This window comes from Flavobacterium sp. RNTU_13 (genome assembly GCF_046614455.1).
Classification (GTDB): Bacteria; Bacteroidota; Bacteroidia; order Flavobacteriales; family Flavobacteriaceae; genus Flavobacterium.
This window is the reverse complement of the sequence record NZ_JBKJHB010000002.1, coordinates 719,568-745,130: the sequence shown is the minus strand read 5'-3', so window position 1 is coordinate 745,130 and position 25,563 is coordinate 719,568. Positions and strand designations below refer to the sequence as shown.

Below are 25,563 nucleotides of genomic sequence, written 5' to 3'. Positions count from 1 at the left end.
AAAGAGCGGCAGTGGTTGCCAACTCCGTTCCGCCTGTAGCAGCTGTGTACCATTTTAATGAGGTACCGTTTGCAGTTAATCCTGCTACTGTAGCTCCGTTACAGAAGGTCTGTGCCGATACTGTTGGGGCAGCAGTTGTATTTATTGTTACACTCACTGCTGTTCTTGTGCTCTCACAAGCGTTAAGTATTTGCGATACGTAGTACGTACCTGTTGCAAGCGCGGCAGTTGTTGCCAACTCCGTGCCGCCTGTAGCAGTTGTATACCATTTTATTGAAGTTCCGTTTGCTACAAGGTTAGACACCGTTGCACCGTTACAGAATGTTTGTGCCGATGCTGTAGGGGCCGGCGTAGTACACGGTATGTTTAAATTCCATGCAAGAGTAAAAGTACCCGAAGCGCTTTGGTAGCCATCCTGTACCCAATATACTCTTTGTGTACTGCCCGTTGTGTTGGTCCATGTAACCGGTGTATAATCATCGTCATCAAAGCAGGCTATACGCGTTGTGCCGGGGCATGAACCACCGTAGCCTATATAATTTTGAGAGTCGTAGCCATTAATCGTCTGGCCTATATTTAATGTAGCTCCGTTAGGAACATCTATATAAAAGAAAAGTTCTGGTGCCGTTGTTGTCGCCGCACATGTAAATGTATAATCGTTTGACGCACCTGCTGTGGTACCACTGTAAGGACTTGTAATTGATGCGAGGTTAATGGCATTAGAACAGGCATCGCCAGAAACTACTGATGAACCTACAAAAGGAGCAGATGTTGACCAGTCGCTATAGTTACCACTGCAATTGGTACGCACATGCAAATAGTATGTGGTTCCTGCTGTTATAGCATAGCCTGTAATCGATGTCCCGGGTGAAACAGTTCCACTTGCCGGCGGCGTAGACGATGTTGTTACCGCATACTGATAGCCTGTAGGTACTCCAGACGTTGGCGCCTGCCAGTTTAAGTTTACTGCCGTGGCCGACGTAACAGTTGCGGTAAGATTTATTGGCGGATTACATATTGGAGCTGTACTTCTAAACACCGTTGATGTTACCCATGAGCTATACGTTCCGTTGCAATTACTGCGTACATGCAGGTAGTAATCGGTATTAGGCGTAATCGGATAGTCCAAAACGTTTATGTTAGCTGTTTCTGTGCCGCTTGACGGTGGTGTTGACGATGTAGTTACGGCATATTGGTAGCCGGATGTGTTTCCTGTAATTGATGCTACCCATGCCAGATTAGCTGTTGTTGGCGTTATTACTGTTGCAAACGGACTTGTAGGCGCCGCACATGGAGCAGTACCCGTAAAAGGTGCTGAGGTTGTCCATGAGCTATAATTACCACTGCAGTTGCTGCGTACATGTAAATAGTATGTAGTACCTGCCGTTATAGAGTACCCTGTAACAGATCTTGAGGTTGTAGCAGTGCCGCTTGCAGGTGGCGTAACCGATGTGGTTACTGCGTATTGATAGCCTGTTGGTGTACCGGTAGTTGGAGCCGCCCAGTTGAGATTAACAGTTGTAGGCGATGTTGGTGTAGCGGTAACCGTTGCAGGAGGATTACACGCGGTGGTGCCTCCGGTAAGCGTCCAGGCAAGAGTAAAATTGCCCATTTCGGTAGAAATACGGCCACCCTGTACCCAGTATACAATTTGTGTACTTCCGGTAGTATTGGTCCATGTTATGGTTTGTATATCAGGGTTATCAAAACAGGCTATACTGTTATATCCCGGGCAAAACATGGCATCGCTGGTGTATTGAACAGAAACCTGAGAGTCATAGTCATTTGATGTTTGCCCTATGTTAAGCGTGGCTCCGTTAGGAACATATATGTAGTAATATAGGTCTTTTGAATTGTTAACATTACCATCGCATACTACCGTAGGGGTATTTGCCGAGGTATTTGCAGTAGTATTGGTATGAGGGCTTGTTAACGTAGAAAGATCTATGGCATTTGAACAAAAATCTCCATAAGTGGCACCCATAAATACAGGTGAAGTAACCCATGAACTATAACTGCCGTTACAATTTGTACGCACATGCAGGTAATAGTTTTCAAAAGCTACAAGACCATTATAATTGTTTATAGTGGTAGCGGTAGTAGGCGTGCCACTTGCCGGGGGTGTAGATGATGTAGTTACCGCATACTCATAACCAGTAGGTGTACTTACTTCCGGAGCCGTCCAGTAAAGGTTGGCCGAAGTATAGGTCATAGATAATGTTCTTGGATTTGTAGGCGGTGCACACCCGCCTGTTAGGCTCCAGGTAAGGGTAAAGTCTCCTGCACTTGTTGCAGAAAATGCTTCCTGTATCCAGTACACCCTTTGAGTACTTCCTGTACTATTAGTCCAAGTTGTAGTGTGTATATCCGGATCATCATAACATGAAATAATCGTAGTACCCGGACAGCTGTTTCCGTAAGCCATGTAATTGTGTGCATCAAAACCGCCTCTGGCGGTAAGGCCGATAACCAGGGTTTGACCGTGCAACACATCTATGTAGTATACCAAATCAGGTCCATCAAGCGTACAATCTATAGGGAAATTATTGTTATAAGCACCAGTAATTGTGCTGGAATACGGACTTGTAAGTGTTGCCAGGTTAATCGCCGTATCGCACGTATCACCCGGTGGAGGTGGTGTAAAAAACTGTGCCGAGGTTGCCCATGCGCTATATACACCGTTGCAGTTTGAGCGCACGTGCAGGTAATATTTAACGCCCGGGGTTATAACATAGCTTATTACCGAAGTATCAGTAATATTAATACCACTTGTAGGTGGCGTAGAAGAGGTGGTTACCGCATACTGGTATCCTGTAGGTGTACTGCTTGCCGGGGCCGTCCAGCTAAGATTTGCAGTAGTATTAGATGTAGCTACACCTGTTAATGCTGTAGGTGTACCGCATGGTGATGTAGCCCCCGTTAATGACCATTCAAGCGTATATCGGCCTGCGGCCGAAGCCGGGCTATAACCATCTTGTACCCAATACACTCTTTGCTGGCTTCCTGTGTTGTTTGTCCAGGTTATGTTTTGTATATCGTCGTTATCAAAACAGGCAATGCGTGTAGTACCAGGGCAAGATCCGCCATAGCCCATATAGTTTTCAGAATCATAGTTGTTAGATGTTTGCCCAATAACTATAGTAGCCCCATTAGGCACATCTATATAAAAGAACTGATCAGGGGAACTGTTGCCGTTTGCACATGCTATACTGTAGTCGTTACTGGCGCCTACAGTAGTACCATAATAAGGGCTGTATAATGTAGCAAGATTTATGGCTGTGCTACAGGTATCTGCCACAACAGCACCCCTAAACGGAGCAGATGTGACCCAATCGCTATACGTGCCATTACAATTAGAGCGCACATGCAGGTAGTATGTAACACCAGCAGTAAGCACAAAGTTATTTATGGTTATGGTTGACAACGTTGTACCAGATGCCGGTGGCGTTGCCGATGTGCTTACATGATACTGGTAGTTTGTAGGCCTGCTGTATGGATTAGGAAGCCAACTTAAATTTGCCGTTGTTGGCGATGTTACAAGTACAGCAACCTCAACCGGCGTACCACAAGTAGGATCATTTGATTTAGATACGGTAGCATCATAAGAATTATTGCTAACAACGCTGCGACCTACAGCATATGTATTTCCGCCATTGTCTGTAAATCCATCGCTTATAACATCAGTACCAGTAGATCCGAAATAGCTTCCCCACAGCTTGTTTGCTGGGTTCCTATTATCTGCAACCTGTCCGTTGTTTTCCATAAAAAGCAGACCTTGATCCGGGATTTTATTGGTATATGCCTCAAAATCAGATTTTTGAGAATAAGCGCAAATCGTAATTAGCAATGAAAATAGCGAGAGTAATAGTTGCCTCATGTGTAAATGGTTGATTTTTCGGCTCGCAAGATAACTTAATTAAGTGAACTGCAAAATACCTATGCTTGTGTATTGTTACGCTGCGATAACAACTTTCTACAATCTTAACATCTTTTACTAATAATTGATCAACATAAATTAACTTTTTATGATACTTCCTAATTGAGGTCAATTAGGAAGTTTATACCTCCTACCCTTTCATGGTTTAACGCAAAACAATTTCTGCAATACCGTATAAACTGATTAAATAAAACGGCAGAGGCTGCCAAAGGCTACCTCTGCCGTAAAGTAATGTGATGTAATAATTAGGTTTAGATTTTTAAACGCAAAATTGAGTAAGGCTTCTTTGTTTTGTTTACGTTGTTATTAAACCATGGCATTAGCTGGATTTGAGAGACAGAAACATACAGATAACCATCTTTTGAAATGCTGTAGCTGTCTGGCCATATTAATTTTTCAGTATCTGTTACTAATGTATGCATCTTTAAATCAGGAGTAATTTTTACAATGCTGCTTTTTTCAATATCTCCAAAATATAGATTGCCTTTATCATCGAACTCCATACCATCTGTTGTTACAAAGTGTCCCAAATCCTGAACACTCTCTAAAATTACCTTATAAGGCGTGGTAAAGTCTCTTAAAAGTTCGGTTTTAATCCTGTAAAGTTTGTCGTCTGTAAGGGGCTTGTAATACAGCCATGCCTTATCTGGTGAAAGCGCAATACCGTCTGAGTTTATCTTTGGGATACTACCGTCTGCCTTTTTTAGCTCTTTTCCGTAAAAAGAGAAACGATAAGCCGGATCTGATTTTACCGAAGACGATTCGTGCAACACAAAGCGGGATTCGCCGGAAGTGGTGTTAAGTACTACGATGCCACCGTTAGATGAACTGGTTAAATACGCAAAACCATTTTTATTGTCAATCCTGATATCGTTAATGTAGCTGTCTGCAGGAACTATGTTTGAAGGAAATTTGTATATCCTTTCTATAGTATTATCAGCCAGTTTTACTTTTAAAACTTTATTTGAGTTTTTATAAACGGGCCCCAGGCCTATCCCGGCTGCATCTACAATCCATAAATATCCGTTATCGTCTGCCACTACTGCCTGTACACAAACAAATTTACCTGAACCATCTTCGCCTTTCTTAAAACTGTTCCACTTTAAATCAGGATATGGAACGGGCTTACCATTTTTAATCTCTACTACCGAATACAAATGATTGTCCAGCCAATACGGGTAATTAGTAAACAAACGACCATTTGCAGCGACCGCCACCCCGGTAAGCTGATAAGAACTGTCTTTGTAAACTTCTTCCAGAACAGCTTCTTTTGGTTTAACAGCAGTAGTGTCGCTATAGGTATCTGGTTTTGCAGCATCCTGGTTAGCTTTGTTGTTACACGCAGTAAGTGTTAACAAAATAACAGATACTACTTCTATTAATTTGATTTTCATACAGTTTAAATTTTATTTGTAGCAAGTTACACAACTTAAAAACAATATTAAGATAGCTGTAATAAACATGCCGCTGCGAATATTGAGCGGCATGTTTATTACACTTTATTATAGAATTTATTTTATTGAAGCTTTTGAATTTCTTTCAATACAGCCTCTCCTACCCCGTGAGCTGACTGAGGATTTTGACCGGTTACAACGCGTTGATCTACAGTAACGTGTGGCTGCCAAAGACCTGATTTTTCGAAAATCGCACCCCTGTCTATCAGAGTAGTTTCCAGCATATACGGAACCACATGTTCTAGTTTTACTGCAATTTCCTCCTCGTTAGTAAATGCGTTAATCTTTTTACCATCCACCAGGTACTTACCGTTGCTGAGTTTAATATTTACCAATCCGGCCGGACCATGACACACAGCACTTACTATACCGTTGTTTTCATAAATCTTCTGTGCTATTTCTGCAAGTTCTGCATTATCGGCAAAATCCCACATGGTACCATGGCCTCCTGCATAATGTATAGCTACATAATTGTCCGGATTCACTTCAGATGGCTTCATGGAGTTATTAATTTTTGCATGATATTCCTCGTTTTCCCAAAACTTCCTGTTCACTTCGTCGCTTAAGTCAAAGCCGTCAACCGGAGGTGTGCCTCCTTTCGGGCTCACAAAGTCTATTTCGTAACCCGCATTGTGAAGTATTTCCCATGGATGAGAAACTTCAGATAAATAATATCCTGTGCTTTCGCCTGTGTTTCCTTTTTTGTCGTGGCTCGAAACCACAAATAAAACCTTATTTTTCATTGTTCTGTTTTTAATATATGTTAGTATTTTTATTAACCCTCAATAGCAAAATGTAACTCGCAGTAACATCATTTACTTTTAGTTAATGAGGTAACAAGCTGTTTAAAACTGATTTTCTTCTATTTGAAATACTTCCCTGGTTTCCAGTAGTGGCAGTATGCCATTAATAACAATTTCTTTAAAATGCGGACTATTTTTGTGGCACTCAAGAGCCTCTAAATCTGCGTATTCTTCATAAATAAAGAAGTTGTTCTCATTTGTAACGTCTGAATACGAACGATAAATCAAATTACCCGGCTCCTTTACGGTGTCCGCTACCATTTGAGCAAACAGTTTTTTAAACTCCTCTATCTTCCCTTGTTTAATAGCGTATTTTGCAAGAACTTTTATAGTTTTCATATCTTATTTATTGGTATGTTTAATCAATCTATTTTTACTTATTTACAGCAATTTTAAGCATACAAAGCATGCTGTAGCATACTTGTATATTTTGCTAATAGTTACAAGACAAAATTAGGCAGGCGTATCGGTATGCCACAGGAGGTAAGTCAAAAGTTTTGTGTGAGGTATGTCACACAAAAGATCCATTTACACACAACAAGGAAAACAAGAGATACACATAGATACTTAATAATCAAATCTTTAAACACGAAAATACAATTTAATTCCGCTTCGCCAAGTGAACATAGCGTCTATGACCTAAAAGCAAAAAACCGGTTGAATCACCACTATTAGCAGTAAATCAACCGGGTTAAAAAAATTACATAATTATATTATTCGCTTATTTTAGGTTCACGCTCCCATATACGGTGCCTGCCCATTTGGGTGGTAAAATCATCGGTGAAAGACTTAGCATTTCCATTGTTTATTATTATGCCCGGAAGCGAATTATCTTTTCCGTCATTCCATTTATTACCAATAGTTGTGGCCTTAATGAGGTCGTTTAAACCGTTATCAAAACCAATAACCTTGCAGTGCCTGTAAGCATCGTTAATAAACTCTATCACGTTATCATTTTCAGTTAGTTGACTATTGTCTTTAGCAGCAGGTACAAATACAGCATCAAAAAGTACCGAAGATGAAGAGAAAAAAGCGAAATCAACTTTAATTTCAGTTCCTGCATCTCCCGTAATGCTCCCTGCATGAGGCCCCACAATCTTAGCGGCTGCGCCCTTTGATTCTAACGCTTTTTTAAGGGCATTCAGCGATTTTTCGCTTACACCATCTGCGCACAAAAATGCTACCTGCCTTGTTTCTATACTGTTTGTGGTAGTAGGATTTTTAACCATACTAAGCGCATCGCTGTTTTTATAACTTGTGTCAATAGGCTTTGGCTCGTGTTTTTTAGGATCAGCATCTGCACCTATCCCATGGTTCATGGGCTTTTGTGGTTGTTTTGGAACCGCTATACCCAAACCGGAGGCAACTTTCGTAGCAAGTTCTGCACTTACGTTGCTTAGCAACCCTAACATGCGTTCGCGTATGGCTACAGTTTCTACTTTGCTTAACTCAAAACGTAGTGCTTTAATAATGTGATTTTGTTCAGGCTCTGTTTGGCTGTTAAAAAATAAGGCAGCCTGGCTAAAATGGTCCGAGAAACTTTCGCTACGTTCTCTAACTTTGTGTGCCTCTATACGCTCATAATGACTTACAAAACCTCCTTCGGCTTCCTTGGCCTGCGCCGGGTAACCATCGTTAAGCGAATTAGGGCTATAGCTTACACGCCCTACATTTATTTCCTGCCTCATGTGCCCATCACGCTGGTTGTTATGCATTGGGGCAATGGTGCGGTTAATAGGGATTTCATGGAAATTAGGGCTACCCAGCCTTGATAACTGCGTATCTGTATATGAAAACAACCTGCCTTGTAATAAGGGGTCATTACTAAAATCTATACCCGGTACTATATGCCCGGGGTGGAAAGCAACCTGCTCTGTTTCAGCAAAAAAGTTATCCGGGTTTCTATTAAGTACCAGTTTACCAATAGGTGTAACGGGCACTAATTCTTCAGGTATCAATTTGGTGGGGTCAAGAATATCAAAGTTAAACTTATGCTCATCTTCTTCGGCTACTAACTGAACGCCAAATTCCCACTCAGGGAAGTTACCCATTTCAATGTTGTCCCAAAGGTCGCGTCGATGAAAATCAGGATCGTTGCCCGAAATTTTCAAAGCCTCATCCCATACTACAGCATGAGTACCCAGTTTTGGCTTCAAATGGAATTTTACGAAGGTAGACTTTCCTTCTGCATTTATAAAGCGGAAGGTATGAATACCAAAACCTTCCATCATACGGTAAGAACGCGGAATGGCCCTGTCACTCATTGCCCACATAACCATATGCATAGATTCTGGCATTAATGATATAAAATCCCAAAAGGTATCGTGCGCAGAAGCCGCCTGAGGTATCTCGTTATGAGGTTCAGGTTTTACAGCATGGATAAGGTCTGGAAATTTCATGGCATCTTGTATAAAAAATACCGGGATATTATTACCCACCATGTCAAAAACACCTTCTTGGGTATAAAACTTAATTGCAAAGCCTCTTACATCCCTTGCCAGGTCTGTAGAGCCGCGAAATCCTGCAACGGTAGAAAAACGTACAAATACGGGCGTTTTAGTGGCAGTGTTATTAAGAAATGCTGCTTTAGTGTAGTCTGATACATTACCGTAAGATTCAAAATATCCATGGGCACCAGACCCGCGTGCATGCACAATGCGCTCCGGAATACGCTCGTGGTCAAAATGGGTGATTTTCTCACGCATTATAAAATCCTCCAGTAAAGACGGCCCTCTTTCGCCTGCTTTTAACGAATTATGATCATTATTTATCTTAACGCCATGGTCTGTAGTTATGTATTGCCCATCGCTGTATTCCCTGTTTTTTTCCAGATCCCGAAGTTTAGCGTTATCGGTTTTAGGTGTGTTACTTTTTTTCATTTGTTTTGGTTTTGTAAGGTGTGTATTAAGCAGTGAGTTGTTGTAGTTTAGCAATAGCTGCAGCATTTCCCTGCTGAGCGGCGAGGTCTTTAGCAGTAAAGCCCCTAAAATCTGTAATTGTGGCATCTGCCCCGGCCTCTAAAAGTATATCTACCAGTTCATTTCGCCCGAACATAGCCGCAAACATTAATGCTGTACCTCCGTTACCGTGTTGCGCATTCATGTTTGCGCCGTTTTCTATTAACACCCTGGCAACATGCGCATATCCTTTAAAGCAGGCCCCCATAAGCGGCGTGTTGCCACTGTTATCAGTTAAGTTAATATCGGCACCGGCATATATAAGTGCTTTAACTGCTTCTGGCTGGTTGTTATAGGCTGCAATGATTAATGGAGTAAATCCGCGTTCATCCTTAACGTCTACATTTGAAATAAGCTTAAATATTTCATGGAGAACCGGTACGTTGCCCTGCCGTGAGGCAGAGAATAAAGCATTTGTAATATCATTCATGGTTTTGATGTGTTATTCTTCTAAATGTACAAAACCTCGTTACAGCAGTTCCCCAAAATAATGCTAAATTATTGTGTATATATCTGTTACAATTTGTACCGCTACACCATTTAGCATAATGCTACCCAGTACTAATTAACTGTTTGCTTCACTTTTCTTCGGTCTTTTTAAAAAAAATGTTTTTGGCAAATCATCCCCTAAAAGATAGCCCCACGGTTCCAGTGATTCTATTCTGTCAAATATTACCTTGAGGATAGCCATTAACGGTATGGCCAGGAACATTCCCGAAATTCCGGCAATAGCCCCACCGATTATTATACCAACAATAGATGCTATAGAATTGATTTCTACCTTAGAGCTTACTACAATAGGTACTAAAACATTGTTATCTACAAACTGTACCACCACGTTTACAACTATAATTCCTATAAGTATTGTAAGGTCACTATTACCTGTTAATGATGCTGCTACGGTTAGCACACCTGCAATAAGAATGCCTATATACGGAATAAGGTTAAGCAGTCCTGTTATTACACCCAGTAATATGGCGTACTTAACCCCTATTATCATTAAACCTAATGCAGTGAGTACAGAAACTATGGCAAACTCAAACAGCAACCCCCGGATATAGCTTTGAACAGAAGTCTTTATTGTATTAAGGATATCTTCAAGCTTTGGATGGTGTTTTGGTTCAAATAGCTTGCATAAAAACTTAAGAAAATGAGTACGGTAAAGTAATATAAGAAACGTGTAAATGGGTATAAGTATCATGTTCATTAAAGAATCAGTAAATGAGGCCAATGTACTCCCCATTACAGATTTACCCGTTTCCATGGAGCCCGACGTAGCTTTTGAAACCATTTTATCCTGCTCGCGCTTACTAAGCTGAAATGTATCCTGCACATACGATTGCAGGTTACTATAGTGGTTGTGCAGGTTACTCTTTATTTTATCCCAGTCATCGGCCATATCGGCTACCTGATAGGTAATAAAATAAAAAATTGCAGCAAAAAACACTACAAACACAAATACTGCCAAAAGGCAAGATATTACATTTGGTATTTTCAGCTTTTCGTTTAAAAATGCTGCCACAGGCCGTAGCAATATGGCAAAAAGTAATGAAAGCAGTATGGGAGATAAAATTCCCTGGCCGGCGTAGCATATAGCAATAACAGCAATGATAATAAAAAGTATATGGGCAAAGCGGGCATAAAAAGGTAATGGTCTTACAGATTTTTTCATGTTTAATTTAATTGTGCCCTAAGTCGGCGTTGCATAATTCTTTGGGTAAGAGAGCGTAGTTTGGCTTTATAGTCTTCCTGTAGCCATTCGGTATAGTTCTTTGTAACCTTATCCAGGCATTTGGCGTATTGTTTTACCCTCCACTGCACCTCCTTATCCAGCATTGATGCAAGTTCCATTGCTGCACTTACGGTATCGGCATTATCAGCGCACATTAGCGCATGCTGGCGTATAGAGTCGCGCAATACGGTCTTTACTTTTGCGCCGGAGGCTACCGCCTGCTCATAGGCACTTACAACATCAAACCCCACTTCAAGACTGTTAGGAAATTTTGCTCTTAGCTGTGGAGGAATTGTGTGGTTATCAAAATCGCTATGGCCGTGCAAACCTGCATTAAACTCATCCGGATGGTCAAATATGTATTTCCAGTCCATGGGTGCATCCCATTCGCCAAAACGGTCTGTGTTGTTACCCAAATCAATTACGGTAAACCGCTTCTTTTGGGGCAGCCTCCGCGCTCCCCTGCCTATCATTTGATGGTATAGGGTAAGAGAATTGGTGGCCCTGTTAAGAATCACGCTTTGAACTGTAGGCTCATCAAAACCCGTGGTTAGTATAGATACAGAAGTAAGTATAGCCCCTTTTGTTTTTTTAAACCATTTAAGAATTTCTATGCGCTCAGCATCAGGCGTTTTATTATCAAGATGTTTGCAGGCGTAACCGGCATCATTAAACACTTGGCATACCAGGCGCGAAGTAACAATACCTGTATTAAAAATCAGCGTTTTACGGTTAAGCGAATGCTCTTTGTATGCATGAAGCAGTAACTCTAACATAGCCTTAGAGGAATACAGCAAATCAGAACTGCTTACGGTAAAATCACCATGTGGAGCTGTTTGTAACGATTGAAGCTCTACATCGTACCGCCATATCTTTGGCTTGGCTAAAAATCCCTGTTCGATAAGTGCACTTATAGGTGAACCCGTAATCAGCGTGTCATAATGACCGCGAAGCGGTAAATTGGTATCAGAACTTAGCGGCGTAGCGGTAACACCTATTACACAGGCATTACTAAACTTACCTAAAAGCTTGTGAAAAGAATTATGGTGCGCCTCATCTACAATAACAAGACCAACCGTTGCGGCATTAAACTGACCGGATTTGATTCTGTTTTTTAAGGTTTCTACCATGGCAACCATACACTGATACTTCCCCCTGATTACCTTTACAGTACTGGTAAGCACTTTTGGCGATACGCCAATGCGCTTTAAGGCACTACAGGTTTGGGTACATAATTCTTTTCTATGGGTAAGGATAATAACCTTGGTATTGTTTTGTTCTAAAAATCGCTTAGCAATCTCTGAAAAAACAACCGTTTTGCCGCCACCCGTAGGGAGTTGATACAACAAGCGCGATGGTTGCGGAGAATCGTATAAATGTTTAAATAAGTTGTCTATATCTTCTTGCTGATGATTATACAGAGCAATTGGTCTTTTTGTTTTAACTGCGACCGGAACCGAAATCATAGCGTCCATGATGTTGTAAGATTAAAGCACCAAATTAGCTTAATCCAAAAAACGCTAGCGGTAAATAAATATTAAATTTTTAAAGAATATTCATAAATTTTGCTAAAATAAGAAAATTACATAAAAATAAGCGTCCGATTTGTAACGATGCGAGTATCAAAGTCGCTTAGCTACTTATAGGCAGTAAAATACAAATATGACAAAATACATTTACACATATCAGACAATTTTATTTGATATAAAAAATTAAAGCCATCATAATTCAAAGGATAGACACCAAAGTATATATGTTTTTAATTATGATGGTTTTTTGAAAAACAAAATGTGCGTATTACATTTTAACCATTAACAACCGATAGATGATGATTTATAAGTGCTTTTGCAGCTTCCTCTCCGGAAAGTAACGCGGCACTTAAAGAACCATTTGCCAATGCATCGCCAGCAACAAAAATGGACTTAGAAAACACAACATTCTGAGGAATGTACGATACGCTTTTTATCTCAGGCAATGCCTTATTAATATGATAAAGCTTTACAAAATTAAGATTACTAAAACCACAGAACTTTTCAAGGTCGGCAATGGATCTTTGCACCAGACCATTGTCATCTAAGGTATTATCCTTAACTACAGTGACCGAAATCATTACATCGCTGCCGTCCTTAGGTACAATTCCCGGCACGTAGGAAACTGTATTTATTAATGCCTCCGGATCTGTTACTAAGCCTATGAGCTGAGAGTTACTTACACGTTTTGTCGCTTTAAAATATAGCGTAGTACATTTTTTCCATGAAGTAGCTTGTGTCTTGAAATCAAGCAATAATTTATCGCAATTTGTGGCTACAATAATATAATCAGATTTTATGACATCGCCATCCTGCAAGTAAATACTGTTATTTTCCTTATCTATTTTTACCACGCTTGCGTTTGTTCTTATAATAGATCTCTTTAAAGAATTAGCAAGGTGCTGCGCAACGTCCTGTATTCCGTTTTCGGGCACTGCTGCACTACCCTGGCTAAACATCTTGTAAATAAACTCAAACATTCTGGATGAAGTAGAGAGTTTATCTTCAAGATAAATACCTGCGAAAAAGGGCCTGAAAAATTTCTCAATCACTACATTACTGAAGCCATAACTTTTAAGGTATTCTAAAGTTGAAACTTCCCGCGAGGCGAATATGGCCTCAATACTCTTTGCCTTAAGCTGATTCGTGAGACGGTATACTAAAAGCTTATCCTTTACGGTAGCAGCAGAAGACAATAATGTTTTAAACAACATGGAGGGCTGCCGTAAGGGATCGCCCATTACAGACTGCTTACCTCCGCTAAAAATCACGGCACCCGGATGGAAATAATTTAGCTTCATACTGCCTAAATCCAGGTATTTTTTTACCGCCGGGTAAGCGGTTAAAAGTACCTGAAACCCATGATCAAGAGCGTATCCTTCAATGATGTCTGTTTTAAGACGCCCTCCAATTTTAGCGTCGGCCTCAAGCACTAATGGCGTATAGCCACTTTCTTCCAGCACCTTAGCAGCCACTAAACCGGCTGCTCCAGCGCCAATGATACATACAGATGGGGTTTTCAGCATAGTTTAAATAACTTAAAAGATTACACAAAAACAAATTTACACTTTAAACGAATTTATACCAACAAATAATGGCGCGGAGGGTAACGAGTTTTTAAATAATCATGTAAAATATATAGCCGAAGTTCTGGAAATATTCGCCACAGAGTGTAAGGGCTTGCAAAATGAGACTCAAGAAAAAACTACAGCCTTATAACTAAGAAAGCGTTGAGCAATACTTACAGTACATAATATCTTAATTTTAAACAGGGGAAAAAACCGAGCCTTTAAAAAAAGCATAGGTATTAAAATATCAGGCATTTTTTTTCGTTGTATTATCAAACTAACAGAATGAAAATAATAGCCATACCAACATTGTTACTTTTGCTTGTTTCCTGTAACCAGAATAGCTGCCACAACCTCAACCCGGTTTTTGATAAATATAAATCTGATGATTACCAATACACATACGAACTGGGAAAACAGTTACTAAAAAAGGGTATTGATAATTTTGATTATACTGTTGCAGGATGTAACGAAGAAGAACTGAAATTAACCATTCAAGGTGATAGATCTGCGCTGTCGCCACTTTGAGAATCATGCGAAAGGACGAAACAATAGTTAAACTAAAACAAGGCAAAGGTTATGTCGGCGCAAAAATCAAAGGATTAGACATGAGAGTTTTAAGAGATTTTCAGAGAACTTATTTCGTGTACGCAGGCTCAAAAAGTCTCGAAGACTAATCACACCAGCAAATTCAGCAGATGTGGTTGGTTATTAAGATAATCTACAAAAAAACCTCGCTCTTTCATATTAGTAATCAGGCTCTCAAATTCGGCCGCCTGCTTTAACTCAATGCCTACTACGGCAGTACCTTTTTCTTTGCTGTTCTTTTTAGTGTACTCAAAATGGGTAATGTCGTCTGTTGGCCCTAATACGTTCATTACAAATTCTCTGAGTGCACCCGGTCGTTGCGGAAATTTTACCAGAAAATAATGCTTAAGCCCTGCATAGAGTAAAGCACGCTCCTTAATTTCCTCCATACGGGTTATATCGTTATTACTACCCGATATAACACACACTACGTTTTTACCCTGTATTTCTTTAGCATAATCACTCAGTGCCGCCACAGATAGTGCACCTGCAGGCTCTACCACTATGGCATCTTTGTTATAAAGGCTAAGGATTACCTGGCATATACGTCCCTCGTCTACCGTATGCATATCATGCAGGGTATTTCGGCAGATATCAAAAGTATATTCGCCTACACGCTGCACTGCAGCCCCGTCTACAAACTTGTTGATTCGTTCCAGCAATACGGTTTCACCTTTTTCGAGAGCCTTCTTCATACTTGGCGCACCTGCGGGCTCTACCCCTATGATTTTAGTTTCGGGCGACAGGCTTTGCAGCACTGCACTTAACCCCGATGCGAGTCCGCCCCCGCCTACCGGTACAAAAACATAATCTATACGCTCTGGCAACTGTTCTAAAATCTCCAGGCCTATGGTTGCCTGGCCTTCTATAATATGCGGATCATCAAACGGGTGGATAAACACCGCCCTTTGCGATGCACAAAAATCAGCGGCGGCATCCTTGGCTTCGTCAAACGTATCCCCTGCCAATACCACATTAACAAACTCCCCGCCAAACATACGCACCTGTTCCAGCTTTTGGCCCGGCGTGGGTGTAGGCATAAAAATGGTACCGTACACCTTCATTTTATTACATGCAAATGCAACCCCCTGTGCATGGTTCCCCGCACTGGCGCATACTACACCTTTGGCAAGCTCATCTGCGCTTAGGGTAGCCATTTTATTGTATGCCCCTCGCAGTTTGTACGAGCGTACGGGTTGTAAATCCTCGCGCTTAAAGTAAATATTAGCACCATACATTTCGCATGCGGTACGGTTAAGTGTAAGCGGCGTATGGTTTATAATACCCTTTAAGCGTTCGGCTGCCTGTTGTACACTTTCTAAAGATGGGAAGTAAGTAGTATGGGTGTTCATAGTGTTTTTACTCCTGCAAGGTTTTAGCAACCTTTTGGATATGGTATAAATTAAACCTACAAGGTCTTGGAGACCTTGCAGGTTCTGAATTAAGTATGCAAAAAACTTCGCTGTCGCCGTGCGACTTAGTTATTCTCCGGCCTTAGGCTACGTACGGTTTTACCGGCCTGCCACATTTCGCTATTACGCAGTTCAGCAAGTTCTTCCTCCAGCTTTACACGATAATCAGGTTTACTATTGCTTGATATAGAATAGCCCGCCTCCTTACCGGTTTCCACACTTTCATATAGCTCCTCAAACACCGGCTTTGTAACATCGCGGAATTTCTTCCACCAGTCCAGCGCACCGCGTTGGGCAGTAGTAGAACAGTTGGCATACATCCAGTCCATACCGTTTTCGGCTACCAGCGGCATAAGCGATTGTGTAAGTTCTTCAACGGTTTCGTTAAAAGCTTCGCTTGGGGTATGCCCCTTAGCACGAAGCACCTCATACTGAGCGGCAAAAATACCCTGTATAGCCCCCATAAGCGTACCTCGCTCACCCGTAAGGTCGCTGTACACCTCTCGCTGAAAATCGGTTTCAAACAAATATCCTGAACCAATAGCAATACCTAATGATACTACACGCTCCCAAGCCTTGCCTGTAGCATCCTGGAAAATAGCAAAACTACTGTTTAGCCCACGGTTTTGCAGGAACATACGGCGTAATGAGGTACCCGACCCCTTAGGCGCTACAAGGAATACGTCTACATTTTCCGGGGGAATAATACCTGTTTGCTCATTAAACGTTACACCAAAACCGTGTGAAAAATATAGCGCTTTGCCTGCGGTAAGGCTCTCTTTAACTTTCGGCCACACCTCTATCTGCGCGGCATCGCTTAGCAGATAGCAAATAATCGTACCTTTTTCAAGGGCTTCTTCAATATCAAATAGGGTTTCGCCTTCCACAAAGCCATCGGCTACAGCCTTATCCCAAGACGCCGAATTTTTACGTTGCCCTACAATCACGCTAATACCGTTATCGCGCAGGTTAAGCGCCTGGCCTGGCCCCTGTACGCCGTAACCTATTACTGCTACTACCTCATCTTTTAAAACATGTTGTGCTTTTTGTAGCGGGAACTCCTCGCGGGTTACCACGTTTTCTTCAACCCCACCAAAATTTAATTTTGCCATTTTCTTCTGTTTGTTTATTATTTTAAGTTTCTTAGTTACTGAGCGGCTGAGCTTCTTAGCCAGCTACAATCAGTAATAATTATTTTGATTTCAAAATTGATTTGTTCCAACATTCCTGAACCTCTTTACCATCTGAGTTGCAACTTTAAACCTGAAACTTGGAACTAAAACCTCTACATCGTAAACACCCCATCCCTTTTATCCAGGAATTCATTCTCTACTACGGGTTCGCTGGGTTGTTCTGCTTCAAATTCCAGTGTTGCATTGTGTATGCCCTCACTTGCCTTAATGATTGCCACACGGGCACTGCGCACAAATTCGATTAACCCCCACGGTTGTAAGGCTTCTGCCAAAGCATCTATTTCTTCCCTGTGCCCCGTAGTTTCAAACACGGTATAGTCGTTACGTATCACTACCGTATTGGCTCCATACCGACGCAATAGGCGCTCTACCTTTACCTGTTCGGCAATGACTTTAGTGGGTACTTTGTACATGGCCATTTCCTGCCAAACGATTTCATCGTCTGTATTGTAAAACACTTTAAGCACCTCAACCTGCTTTTCAAGCTGGCGGGCTACTTTCTGTACCACTTCTTCTGATTCTTCTATGACAATGGTAAAACGGCTGATGCCCTTAACCTCTGTAGGTCCCACATTAATACTTTCTATATTGATTTTCCTGCGCGAAAAAACAATCGCTATGCGGGTCATTAGCCCCACGTGGTTTTCGGTATATACCGTTATGGTAAACTCTTGTTTCATTTTTTTAGTTTCAGGTTTCAGGTTTCAGGTTCTGAACGTTAAAACTAACTTGGAACCTTAAACTTGAAACAAATTAACCGCAGGCTCCGCCTGCTACATTTCATCCCTGCCCAACACAATTTCGCTTACGCTCTTACCCTGGGGCACCATAGGGAATACGTTATTTTCCTTGCCTGTCATTACCTCAAGCAGATAGCTGCCATTATGTTGCAGCATAGTTTGCAGGGCATCTTTCAGGTTCTCACGTTGGTCAACACTTTGCCCCGGTATACCGTAAGCACTTGCCAACTGTACAAAATCAGGACTTTGTATATCTACAAACGAATAACGCTTTTCATGGAACAGTTGCTGCCATTGGCGCACCATCCCCAAAAACGAGTTGTTAAGTATCAGTATTTTTACATTGGGCTTAAACTGCATAATGGTCCCCAGCTCCTGCAGTGTCATCTGGAAACCGCCATCGCCAATAACAGCAACGGTAGTACGCGTAGGGTCGCCATACGCAGCACCTATTGCCGCCGGTAACGCAAACCCCATAGTACCCAGGCCTCCACTGGTTATGTTGCTTTTGCTATGGTTATATTCGGCATAGCGGCAGGCTACCATTTGGTGCTGGCCTACATCGGTCACTATAATCGCGTTACCTTCCGTTAACTCATTTACCAGGCGGATAACCTCCCCCATAGTAAGTACCTCATCGGTAGGATACACTTCGGGGGTGATGACTTTTTCCTGCTCGCGCTCGTTACACTCTATAAATTTCTGGTGCCAGTCTGTATGTTTGCGCTCTGTTATAGCAGCAGTAAGCAATGGTAATGTTTCTTTACAATCGCCCCACACAGGTACATCGGCTTTTACATTTTTGTCTATTTCGGCAGGGTCTATATCCAGGTGGATTACTTTCGCCTGTTTGGCATACATATCCAGCCTGCCCGTAACCCGGTCGTCAAACCGCATCCCTATGGCAATGAGCACATCGCACTCGTTAGTTAATTTATTGGGTCCATAATTTCCGTGCATGCCTACCATGCCTACTCCAAGAGGATGGTTTGTAGGGATGGCACTCATACCCATAATGGTCCATGCAGCCGGTATGCCTGATTTTTCAAGGAACGCTTTAAATTCCGCTTCAGCCTTACCAAGGATAATACCTTGCCCAAATACTATAAACGGACGCTCTGCCTTGTTTATCAGTTCGGCTGCCTGTTGAATATATTCGGTACGTACAACGGGCTTAGGCCTGTAACTACGGATAAAGCCACATTTTTGATAGCCTTTAAACGCAATTTTTTGCAGCTGTGCATTTTTGGTAATATCAACCAAAACAGGCCCCGGCCTACCCGACCCCGCTATATAAAAGGCTTTCGCCAATACCGCCGGGAGTTCTTCGGCATCGGTAACCTGGTAGTTCCATTTGGTTACAGGAGTAGTAATGTTTATAACATCGGTTTCCTGAAAGGCATCGGTACCCAAAAGGTGCGCAAATACCTGCCCTGTGATAGCCACCAGCGGCGTGCTGTCTATCATAGCATCGGCAAGGCCCGTAACAAGGTTGGTAGCACCCGGCCCACTGGTAGCAAACACCACCCCCGTTTTACCCGAAGCACGCGCAAACCCTTGCGCCGCATGTATACCGCCCTGCTCATGGCGCACCAGTATATGCTTTAGCTTATCGTTATAATGATACAACTCATCATAAATGGGCATAATGGCACCGCCGGGATAACCAAAAATAGTGGTTACACCTTCAGCGAGAAGTGCCTCCAGTACAACCTGCCCGCCGCTGTGGGTTTTGGGCTCATCTGCTACTGCAGGTGTAGCAGCATTTTTCTCTATGATTTTCTCCATAGTATTATTTTTTTCGCCAATGGATAGTGCTCGTTGACGATAATTAAATCTTGTTGTGCATTAGTGTAGCCTAAAACTCATCGGTGACGCAGCCCTCAGCTGCCGATGAAACCGTACGGGCATACTTATATAATAAACCGCTTTTTACTTTTAGTTCCGGTTGCTGCCATACTGCCCTTCGAGCGGCGAGTTCCTCGTCCGTAACCAGTAGGTTTATGGTGTTATTCACCGCATCGAGTTCTATAACGTCGTTATCCTGAACAAGGGCTATTGTACCGCCTTCATACGCTTCGGGGGTAATATGCCCTACCACAAAACCGTGTGTCCCGCCACTAAAACGTCCATCGGTTATTAAGGCAACGCTTTTGCCAAGGCCCGCACCAATCAGCGCGCTGGTAGGCTTTAGCATTTCGGGCATACCCGGTGCGCCTTTAGGCCCTTCATTTTTTATAACAATAACATCGCCGTGTTTTACGGTTCCGTTAGAAATTCCTTCAATAAGATGTTTTTCACCATCAAATACACGTGCAGGCCCCGTAAACTTTTCACCTTCCTTACCGGTAATTTTAGCCACACTGCCCCCCGAAGCCAGGTTACCGTACATAATGCGCAGGTGACCATCGGGCTTAACAGGATCTGTAAGCGGACGTATTATTTTTTGGGTTTCAAAATCCAGCGAAGGAACATCGGCCAGGTTTTCGGCTACGGTTTTTCCGGTTACAGTAAGACAATCGCCATGCAACAGGCCGTTTTCCAGCATGTACTTCATTACCGCAGGCGTACCGCCATGGTTATGCAAATCCTGCATCAGGTATTTACCACTTGGCTTAAGGTCGGCCAATACGGGGGTAATGTCACTCATCTTTTGGAAATCATCCTGCGTTACCTTTACCCCTACGCTTTTGGCAATAGCCACAAAATGCAGCACGGCATTGGTGCTTCCGCCAAGGATAACAATAAGGCGAAGCGCGTTTTCAAATGCTTTGCGCGTCATAATATCGCTGGGCTTAATATCTTTTTCGAGTAGTATTTTAATATACTTACCCGCGTCCAGGCATTCCTGCTGTTTTTCAGGGCTTAGCGCAGGATTACTGCTGCTATACGGCAAACTCATGCCCAGTGCCTCTATAGCCGAAGCCATGGTATTAGCCGTATACATTCCCCCACAAGCCCCTGCGCCTGGACAAGCATTGCGTATTACTCCATTATAATCCTCATCAGATATGTTGCCTGCTATTTTTTGACCAAGGGCTTCAAACGCTGATACGATATTCAGGTTTTCGCCTTTGTAGCACCCCGGAGCTATAGTACCTCCGTACACCATAATGCTTGGCCTGTTTAGCCTGCCCATAGCCATAACGCTGCCTGGCATATTTTTATCACACCCCGGTATGGTAATCAGCCCGTCATAGTACTGACCTCCGCAAATGGCTTCTATGCTATCGGCAATCACATCACGGCTTACAAGGCTGTAACGCATCCCATCGGTTCCGTTACTCATACCATCGCTTACGCCAATGGTATTAAAAATAAGCCCTGCCAAACCCTGATCCCAGGTACCTTTTTTAACTACCTGTGCCAAATCGTTAAGGTGCATATTACAGGTGTTACCATCATAGCCCATACTGGCTATGCCTACCTGGGCTTTATTCATGTCGTCATCGGTAAAGCCTATGCCGTATAACATGGCTTTTGCTGCCGGTTGTGTATCGTCTTGCGTAAAAATACGCGAGTATTTATTCAGTGTCATTTAGTTGTTTGTTGATGGTTGTCGGTTGTTGGCAACTTCACTGCGCACAAATGAACCGACAAAAATTTAATTCATTATTCTAATTGCCGGTATGGTTATTTCTATAAACCAAAAAACCAACAACCAAAAACTTTCTCTATTAACTGTTAACCGTTAACTGTAATCTACCTTTAAACTCTTCAAGGCCTTTATCCAGCACCAGATTTTGATACGCTTTCTGTATTACACTACTCAGTGAATCTTCCCAGTCTTTTGTAAACGGAACATCATCAAGCGAATCTAAAGCCACAACTTCAGCCGCCGTACCGCAGAAAAAGGCCGCGTCGGCACCACGCATCTCATCAGGAGTAAAGAATTTTTCTACGACCGGAATATCAAGTTCTCGGCATATATCCATAACCGTAGCGCGGGTAATACCGGGCAGTATACTGCCTTTTGCGGGTGTGTAAAGCGTGCCGTCTTTTTCGTAAAACACATTAGCACCACTACTCTCTGCCACAAATCCGTTAGCATCAAGCACAAGGGCTTCATCGTAACCGGCATCTTTAGCCTCCTGGCACGCCAGTATAGAATTTACATAATGGCCGCTTACCTTGGCTTCCACCTTAAATGCCTGAGGATTTGGCCGCTGAAAGCTGCTGGTTTTTATACGCATTTTATTAGCCAGATACCCTCCGGTCCACTCCCAGGCCTCTATGGCAAGGTAGCTCTGCTGGCCTTTGCTTAAGGCCATATTTGGCGAACAAAACACAATGGGGCGGATATAAGCATTAGTAAAGCCATTGCGCTCCAGCACTTCGTAGGTTAATGCAGTGAGCTGCTCTGTAGTATATTCAAACGGTATATACATTAATTCTGCGCTGCGGCGCAAACGGTCGTAATGTTCTTTTGCTTTAAAAATTTTGGTACCGTTTTCGGTTTCATAGGATTTGATACCTTCAAAAACCGCATACCCGTAGTGCAATGACTGACCGTAAAGGTTAGTAGAAGCTTCAGATGCCTTAACAAATTCTCCGTTGTAGTAGATTATAGTCTTGTCTGTAAAATACATAGTAAAATGCTGTTATTCTGTTTGTTTATGTTTGCTTGTAAAAGAAAGGGCCCTTATCACCGTAGCGAGAAGGACCCAGATATAAATGCATGTGGATGCCTTCTCATAAGAGTGGAATAATAATGACGCTAATAATAATTTCTGGTAGTTGTTGTTTCATGGACTTTAAAAACATGGTTAAAAAAAACCGTTCCTTTATAAGGGAACGGCTTGTATGGTTGTAACAATCAGGCAGTATCCCTTACGCTTTATTGCTAATGACAATAATGCTAATAGTGTAGACTGCTATGATGTTTTGTGCTTTCATATATTATTTTGTTGATTACGAATTTATAAATAATAATTCAACAACCAAAAGAATTAACTAAGAATTATTCAACAAAAACCAATTACCAAACATATTATTCTCAACAAAAAAGCAACTTAATTACACATATAAAAATTTACACATGTAATTTTAATCATATACGAAAACAAGGATTAAAAATACCCGCTTAAATTCAGGTATCCGTAAAAATTCATGTTCGAAGAAAATTGTATAAACGATACCATTTAAAATGATAAAAACCCCATATTACAGCATGTATTTAACTGTAATATGGGGGTTTATTAAATATTAGAAAGTATATGATTTAGTATCCCGAAAGTGGAATTTCCATGGTATACTGCTTACCCACCGCCACATCTAGCTTACGATCGCGCAGCCATGGGTTATGTATTTTTACAATTTTATAGTTTACGCCCTGATTTTTTGCCCATACCGATAAATCAGGTATCGACTCTGTAACTGCTACTGCTTTTGTAGGGATTTGCGCATACATCTCGGCAGGCGTTAACCCAAAGCCATACTGAGCCGGGTGCTGCATGATTTCCTTTAAAGCAAGAATACGGAACACGTAGCGACTGGTTTCATCATTAAGCAGCAGGTCGTAGTAGCTATCTACACCTTGAAACGTCATTTGCTTATTGACCCCGGCTACCCCGGCATTGTACGATGCAGCAGCAAGCGTCCAGGAGCCAAACTTAGATTTGGCCCAAAGCAAATATTTACAGGCAGCCTCCGTGCTCTTAACCAAATGGTAGCGCTCGTCTACCAGCTCATTGATTTCAAGGCCATATTGTTTACCGGTATCGGGCATAAATTGCCATACACCCCTTGCCCCTGCCGGCGATACCACATTAACCAATCCACTTTCTATAACCGCAAGGTATTTAAAATCGTCGGGCACGCCGTATTGTTTTAATATGGGCTCTATTACCGGAAACGCCCGGTTAGCGCGTTTAATGATAAGCAAGGTCGTAGCATCAAGGTTAGCATTAACCAGCAACTCCCTGTCCAGCCGCTCCCTTACGTCACTTACATTAAGCGGAGCCTGTTCGCCTGCAAAATCTATTTGGTTAGGAAAAGCACGCTTTTCTGTTTTTTCTGTAATAATATCGGGCTTGTTTACTGCCTGCTGAACCGCAATACCGCTAAGTACAATAAGCGATGCTGCTATCCCTGTATTTTTAATCCATTCCATAATTCCGTCTCGTTTATCCTTGGTTATCTATTTTTTTATAAGTTCGGGCAAATGTTCATTCAGCCATTTTGCCTTATTTAATATCATTATGTGGGTTCCTCCCGGCACGGGTATAAAACTGGTTAAATACTTTGGCGGAAAAACCTCATCTTCGTCGCCGTGTATATGTATTACATCCATATTAGGAGTTTCGCAATCCCAGTTTATTATGGATTTAAACGCCCAGTCCAGGTATTTCTTATCGCGTACCGCTAAAAATTTTTCATACAGCTTTACCCGCTTGGCAAGCTTGCTGTTCCCTACCGAGAACCGTGCCAGCCACTCTATGTTTTGCATCATCCCCGTAGGGAATATATTATATATATGAGTACGCTTTGCAAAGACCATTCGCCTCGGAAACTCCGCATTACAGCGCACGCTCGATATTATGATGACCTTACGTACATTTACCAGCTTTGCCATTTCCTGCACCAGCACCCCACCAAATGACACGCCTATAAGTACCGCATTATTATGCTTAATACCTTTTGCTACCCGCGCAGCGTATTTGCTAAGCGGTTCGTTTACGCTTTCGGGCAGTAGCCATTCTAAATAAAAACATTCAAAAGTGTCTTCCGGCAGGTGTATGTTTTCAAATATTGTGGGGCTTGCTGCCAGCCCTGGCATAAAGTAAACCGGTATCTTGTCCATGTATAGTTTTAACGCCGTATTACGGGCTTTATCAAAATTTATTCCGAAATTTGTATAAAATTAAAGTTTTTACAGCAAAGCCGCGGTAATGCTGTTTTAATTTATACTGTTAAAATTGTATGAGAGCAAGATTATTCCCTAAAAGCGAACGCGGTACGGCAAACCATGGCTGGCTGCAGGCGAACTTTTCATTTTCGTTTGGTAACTACTACAACCCAGAAATGGTGCAGTTCGGTATGCTGCGCGTACTGAATGATGATACCATAGCACCGGGAACCGGTTTTGGCACCCATCCACATGATAATATGGAAATTATTACAATCCCTATGGAGGGCGGTCTTACACACCGCGACAGTATGGGCAATGAAGAAACCGTACGCTTTGGCGAAGTGCAGGTTATGAGTGCAGGTACCGGCATATTGCACAGCGAAATGAATGCCAGCCAAACCGAACAGGCAAAAACGCTGCAATTATGGATTTTTCCGGAACTGGAAAACGTGAAGCCCCGCTACGACCAAAAAGGATTTAATCCGGAAGCGAATAAGAACACCCTGATTAATGTGGTATCGCCTCACGATAAAAATGAAGGTGGTGCGTTGTGGATTTACCAGCAGGCATGGCTGCACCTGGGCGTTTTCGACGCCGGGCAAATCATTACCTACCCTATTCACCTGGAGGGTAACGGCATGTACCTGTTTTTGCTGGACGGACAGCTGGAAATTAACGGACAGGAAATAAATGCACGTGATGCCTATGGGGCGGTAGAATTTGAAACACTACAGATTACTACTAAAGCACCTTCGCGCATACTGATTATTGAGGTGCCAATGCAATTTAAAAACTAACAC

General features: G+C 42.2%; 19 protein-coding genes. 2 read left to right on the top strand and 17 right to left on the bottom strand.

What is annotated here, in order from left to right:
* The 9 genes from ACLI08_RS08280 to ACLI08_RS08240 form a co-directional block, all read right to left on the bottom strand.
* A partial coding sequence (locus ACLI08_RS08280) for a hypothetical protein (RefSeq protein WP_411428002.1) occupies window positions 1-3,877 on the bottom strand: 3,877 nt, incomplete at its 3' end.
* Between the two features lie 311 nt (window positions 3,878-4,188).
* Complete coding sequence (locus ACLI08_RS08275) at window positions 4,189-5,331, bottom strand: L-dopachrome tautomerase-related protein (RefSeq protein WP_411428001.1); 1,143 nt, start codon at window positions 5,329-5,331, stop codon at window positions 4,189-4,191.
* A gap of 122 nt (window positions 5,332-5,453) precedes the next feature.
* Window positions 5,454-6,134, bottom strand: coding sequence for a type 1 glutamine amidotransferase domain-containing protein (locus ACLI08_RS08270; protein WP_411428000.1), 681 nt, complete (start codon window positions 6,132-6,134; stop codon window positions 5,454-5,456).
* 102 nt (window positions 6,135-6,236) lie between these two features.
* Window positions 6,237-6,533, bottom strand: a complete 297-nt coding sequence (locus ACLI08_RS08265) for a putative quinol monooxygenase (protein WP_411427999.1) — start codon at window positions 6,531-6,533, stop codon at window positions 6,237-6,239.
* A gap of 374 nt (window positions 6,534-6,907) precedes the next feature.
* Window positions 6,908-9,073, bottom strand: coding sequence for a catalase (locus tag ACLI08_RS08260; RefSeq protein WP_411427998.1), 2,166 nt, complete (start codon window positions 9,071-9,073; stop codon window positions 6,908-6,910).
* Between the two features lie 25 nt (window positions 9,074-9,098).
* Window positions 9,099-9,581, bottom strand: a complete 483-nt coding sequence (locus ACLI08_RS08255) for an ankyrin repeat domain-containing protein (RefSeq protein WP_411427997.1) — start codon at window positions 9,579-9,581, stop codon at window positions 9,099-9,101.
* 135 nt (window positions 9,582-9,716) lie between these two features.
* Window positions 9,717-10,823 (bottom strand): AI-2E family transporter, encoded by a 1,107-nt coding sequence (locus tag ACLI08_RS08250; protein ID WP_411427996.1) that lies wholly within the window; start codon window positions 10,821-10,823, stop codon window positions 9,717-9,719.
* A gap of 2 nt (window positions 10,824-10,825) precedes the next feature.
* Complete coding sequence (locus ACLI08_RS08245) at window positions 10,826-12,358, bottom strand: DEAD/DEAH box helicase (RefSeq protein WP_411427995.1); 1,533 nt, start codon at window positions 12,356-12,358, stop codon at window positions 10,826-10,828.
* 329 nt (window positions 12,359-12,687) lie between these two features.
* A complete protein-coding gene (locus ACLI08_RS08240; RefSeq protein ID WP_411427994.1) occupies window positions 12,688-13,938 on the bottom strand; it encodes an FAD-dependent oxidoreductase in 1,251 nt (416 codons plus the stop codon).
* Window positions 13,939-14,265: 327 nt separating this feature from the next.
* Here ACLI08_RS08240 and ACLI08_RS08235 point away from each other — a divergent pair, with 327 nt between their 5' ends.
* A complete protein-coding gene (locus ACLI08_RS08235) occupies window positions 14,266-14,508 on the top strand; it encodes a hypothetical protein (protein ID WP_411427993.1) in 243 nt (80 codons plus the stop codon).
* A gap of 149 nt (window positions 14,509-14,657) precedes the next feature.
* Here ACLI08_RS08235 and ilvA read toward each other — a convergent pair whose 3' ends face one another.
* From ilvA to ACLI08_RS08195, 8 genes are all read right to left on the bottom strand, one after another.
* The gene (ilvA, locus tag ACLI08_RS08230; protein WP_411427992.1) at window positions 14,658-15,920 is read right to left on the bottom strand and encodes a threonine ammonia-lyase IlvA; all 1,263 of its coding nucleotides are present in this window, start codon (window positions 15,918-15,920) and stop codon (window positions 14,658-14,660) included.
* 125 nt (window positions 15,921-16,045) lie between these two features.
* On the bottom strand, window positions 16,046-17,092 hold the full coding sequence (gene ilvC / locus ACLI08_RS08225) for a ketol-acid reductoisomerase (RefSeq protein ID WP_411427991.1): 1,047 nt from the start codon (window positions 17,090-17,092) through the stop codon (window positions 16,046-16,048).
* A 173-nt stretch (window positions 17,093-17,265) separates the two neighbouring features.
* The gene (ilvN, locus tag ACLI08_RS08220) at window positions 17,266-17,853 is read right to left on the bottom strand and encodes an acetolactate synthase small subunit (RefSeq protein WP_411427990.1); all 588 of its coding nucleotides are present in this window, start codon (window positions 17,851-17,853) and stop codon (window positions 17,266-17,268) included.
* A 93-nt stretch (window positions 17,854-17,946) separates the two neighbouring features.
* Entirely contained in the window at window positions 17,947-19,701 is a 1,755-nt protein-coding gene (gene ilvB / locus ACLI08_RS08215; RefSeq protein ID WP_411427989.1) for a biosynthetic-type acetolactate synthase large subunit, read from the bottom strand.
* A 70-nt stretch (window positions 19,702-19,771) separates the two neighbouring features.
* A complete protein-coding gene (ilvD, locus tag ACLI08_RS08210) occupies window positions 19,772-21,451 on the bottom strand; it encodes a dihydroxy-acid dehydratase (protein WP_411427988.1) in 1,680 nt (559 codons plus the stop codon).
* Window positions 21,452-21,590: 139 nt separating this feature from the next.
* Window positions 21,591-22,502 carry a branched-chain amino acid transaminase gene (locus ACLI08_RS08205; protein ID WP_411427987.1) on the bottom strand — a complete coding sequence of 304 codons (912 nt, stop codon included), beginning with the start codon at window positions 22,500-22,502 and terminating at the stop codon, window positions 21,591-21,593.
* 632 nt (window positions 22,503-23,134) lie between these two features.
* Window positions 23,135-24,025 carry a lytic transglycosylase domain-containing protein gene (locus tag ACLI08_RS08200; RefSeq protein ID WP_411427986.1) on the bottom strand — a complete coding sequence of 297 codons (891 nt, stop codon included), beginning with the start codon at window positions 24,023-24,025 and terminating at the stop codon, window positions 23,135-23,137.
* A gap of 27 nt (window positions 24,026-24,052) precedes the next feature.
* Window positions 24,053-24,715, bottom strand: coding sequence for an alpha/beta hydrolase (locus ACLI08_RS08195; RefSeq protein WP_411427985.1), 663 nt, complete (start codon window positions 24,713-24,715; stop codon window positions 24,053-24,055).
* Window positions 24,716-24,834: 119 nt separating this feature from the next.
* Here ACLI08_RS08195 and ACLI08_RS08190 point away from each other — a divergent pair, with 119 nt between their 5' ends.
* Entirely contained in the window at window positions 24,835-25,560 is a 726-nt protein-coding gene (locus ACLI08_RS08190; protein WP_411427984.1) for a pirin family protein, read from the top strand.
* The last annotated feature ends 3 nt before the right edge of the window (window positions 25,561-25,563 follow it).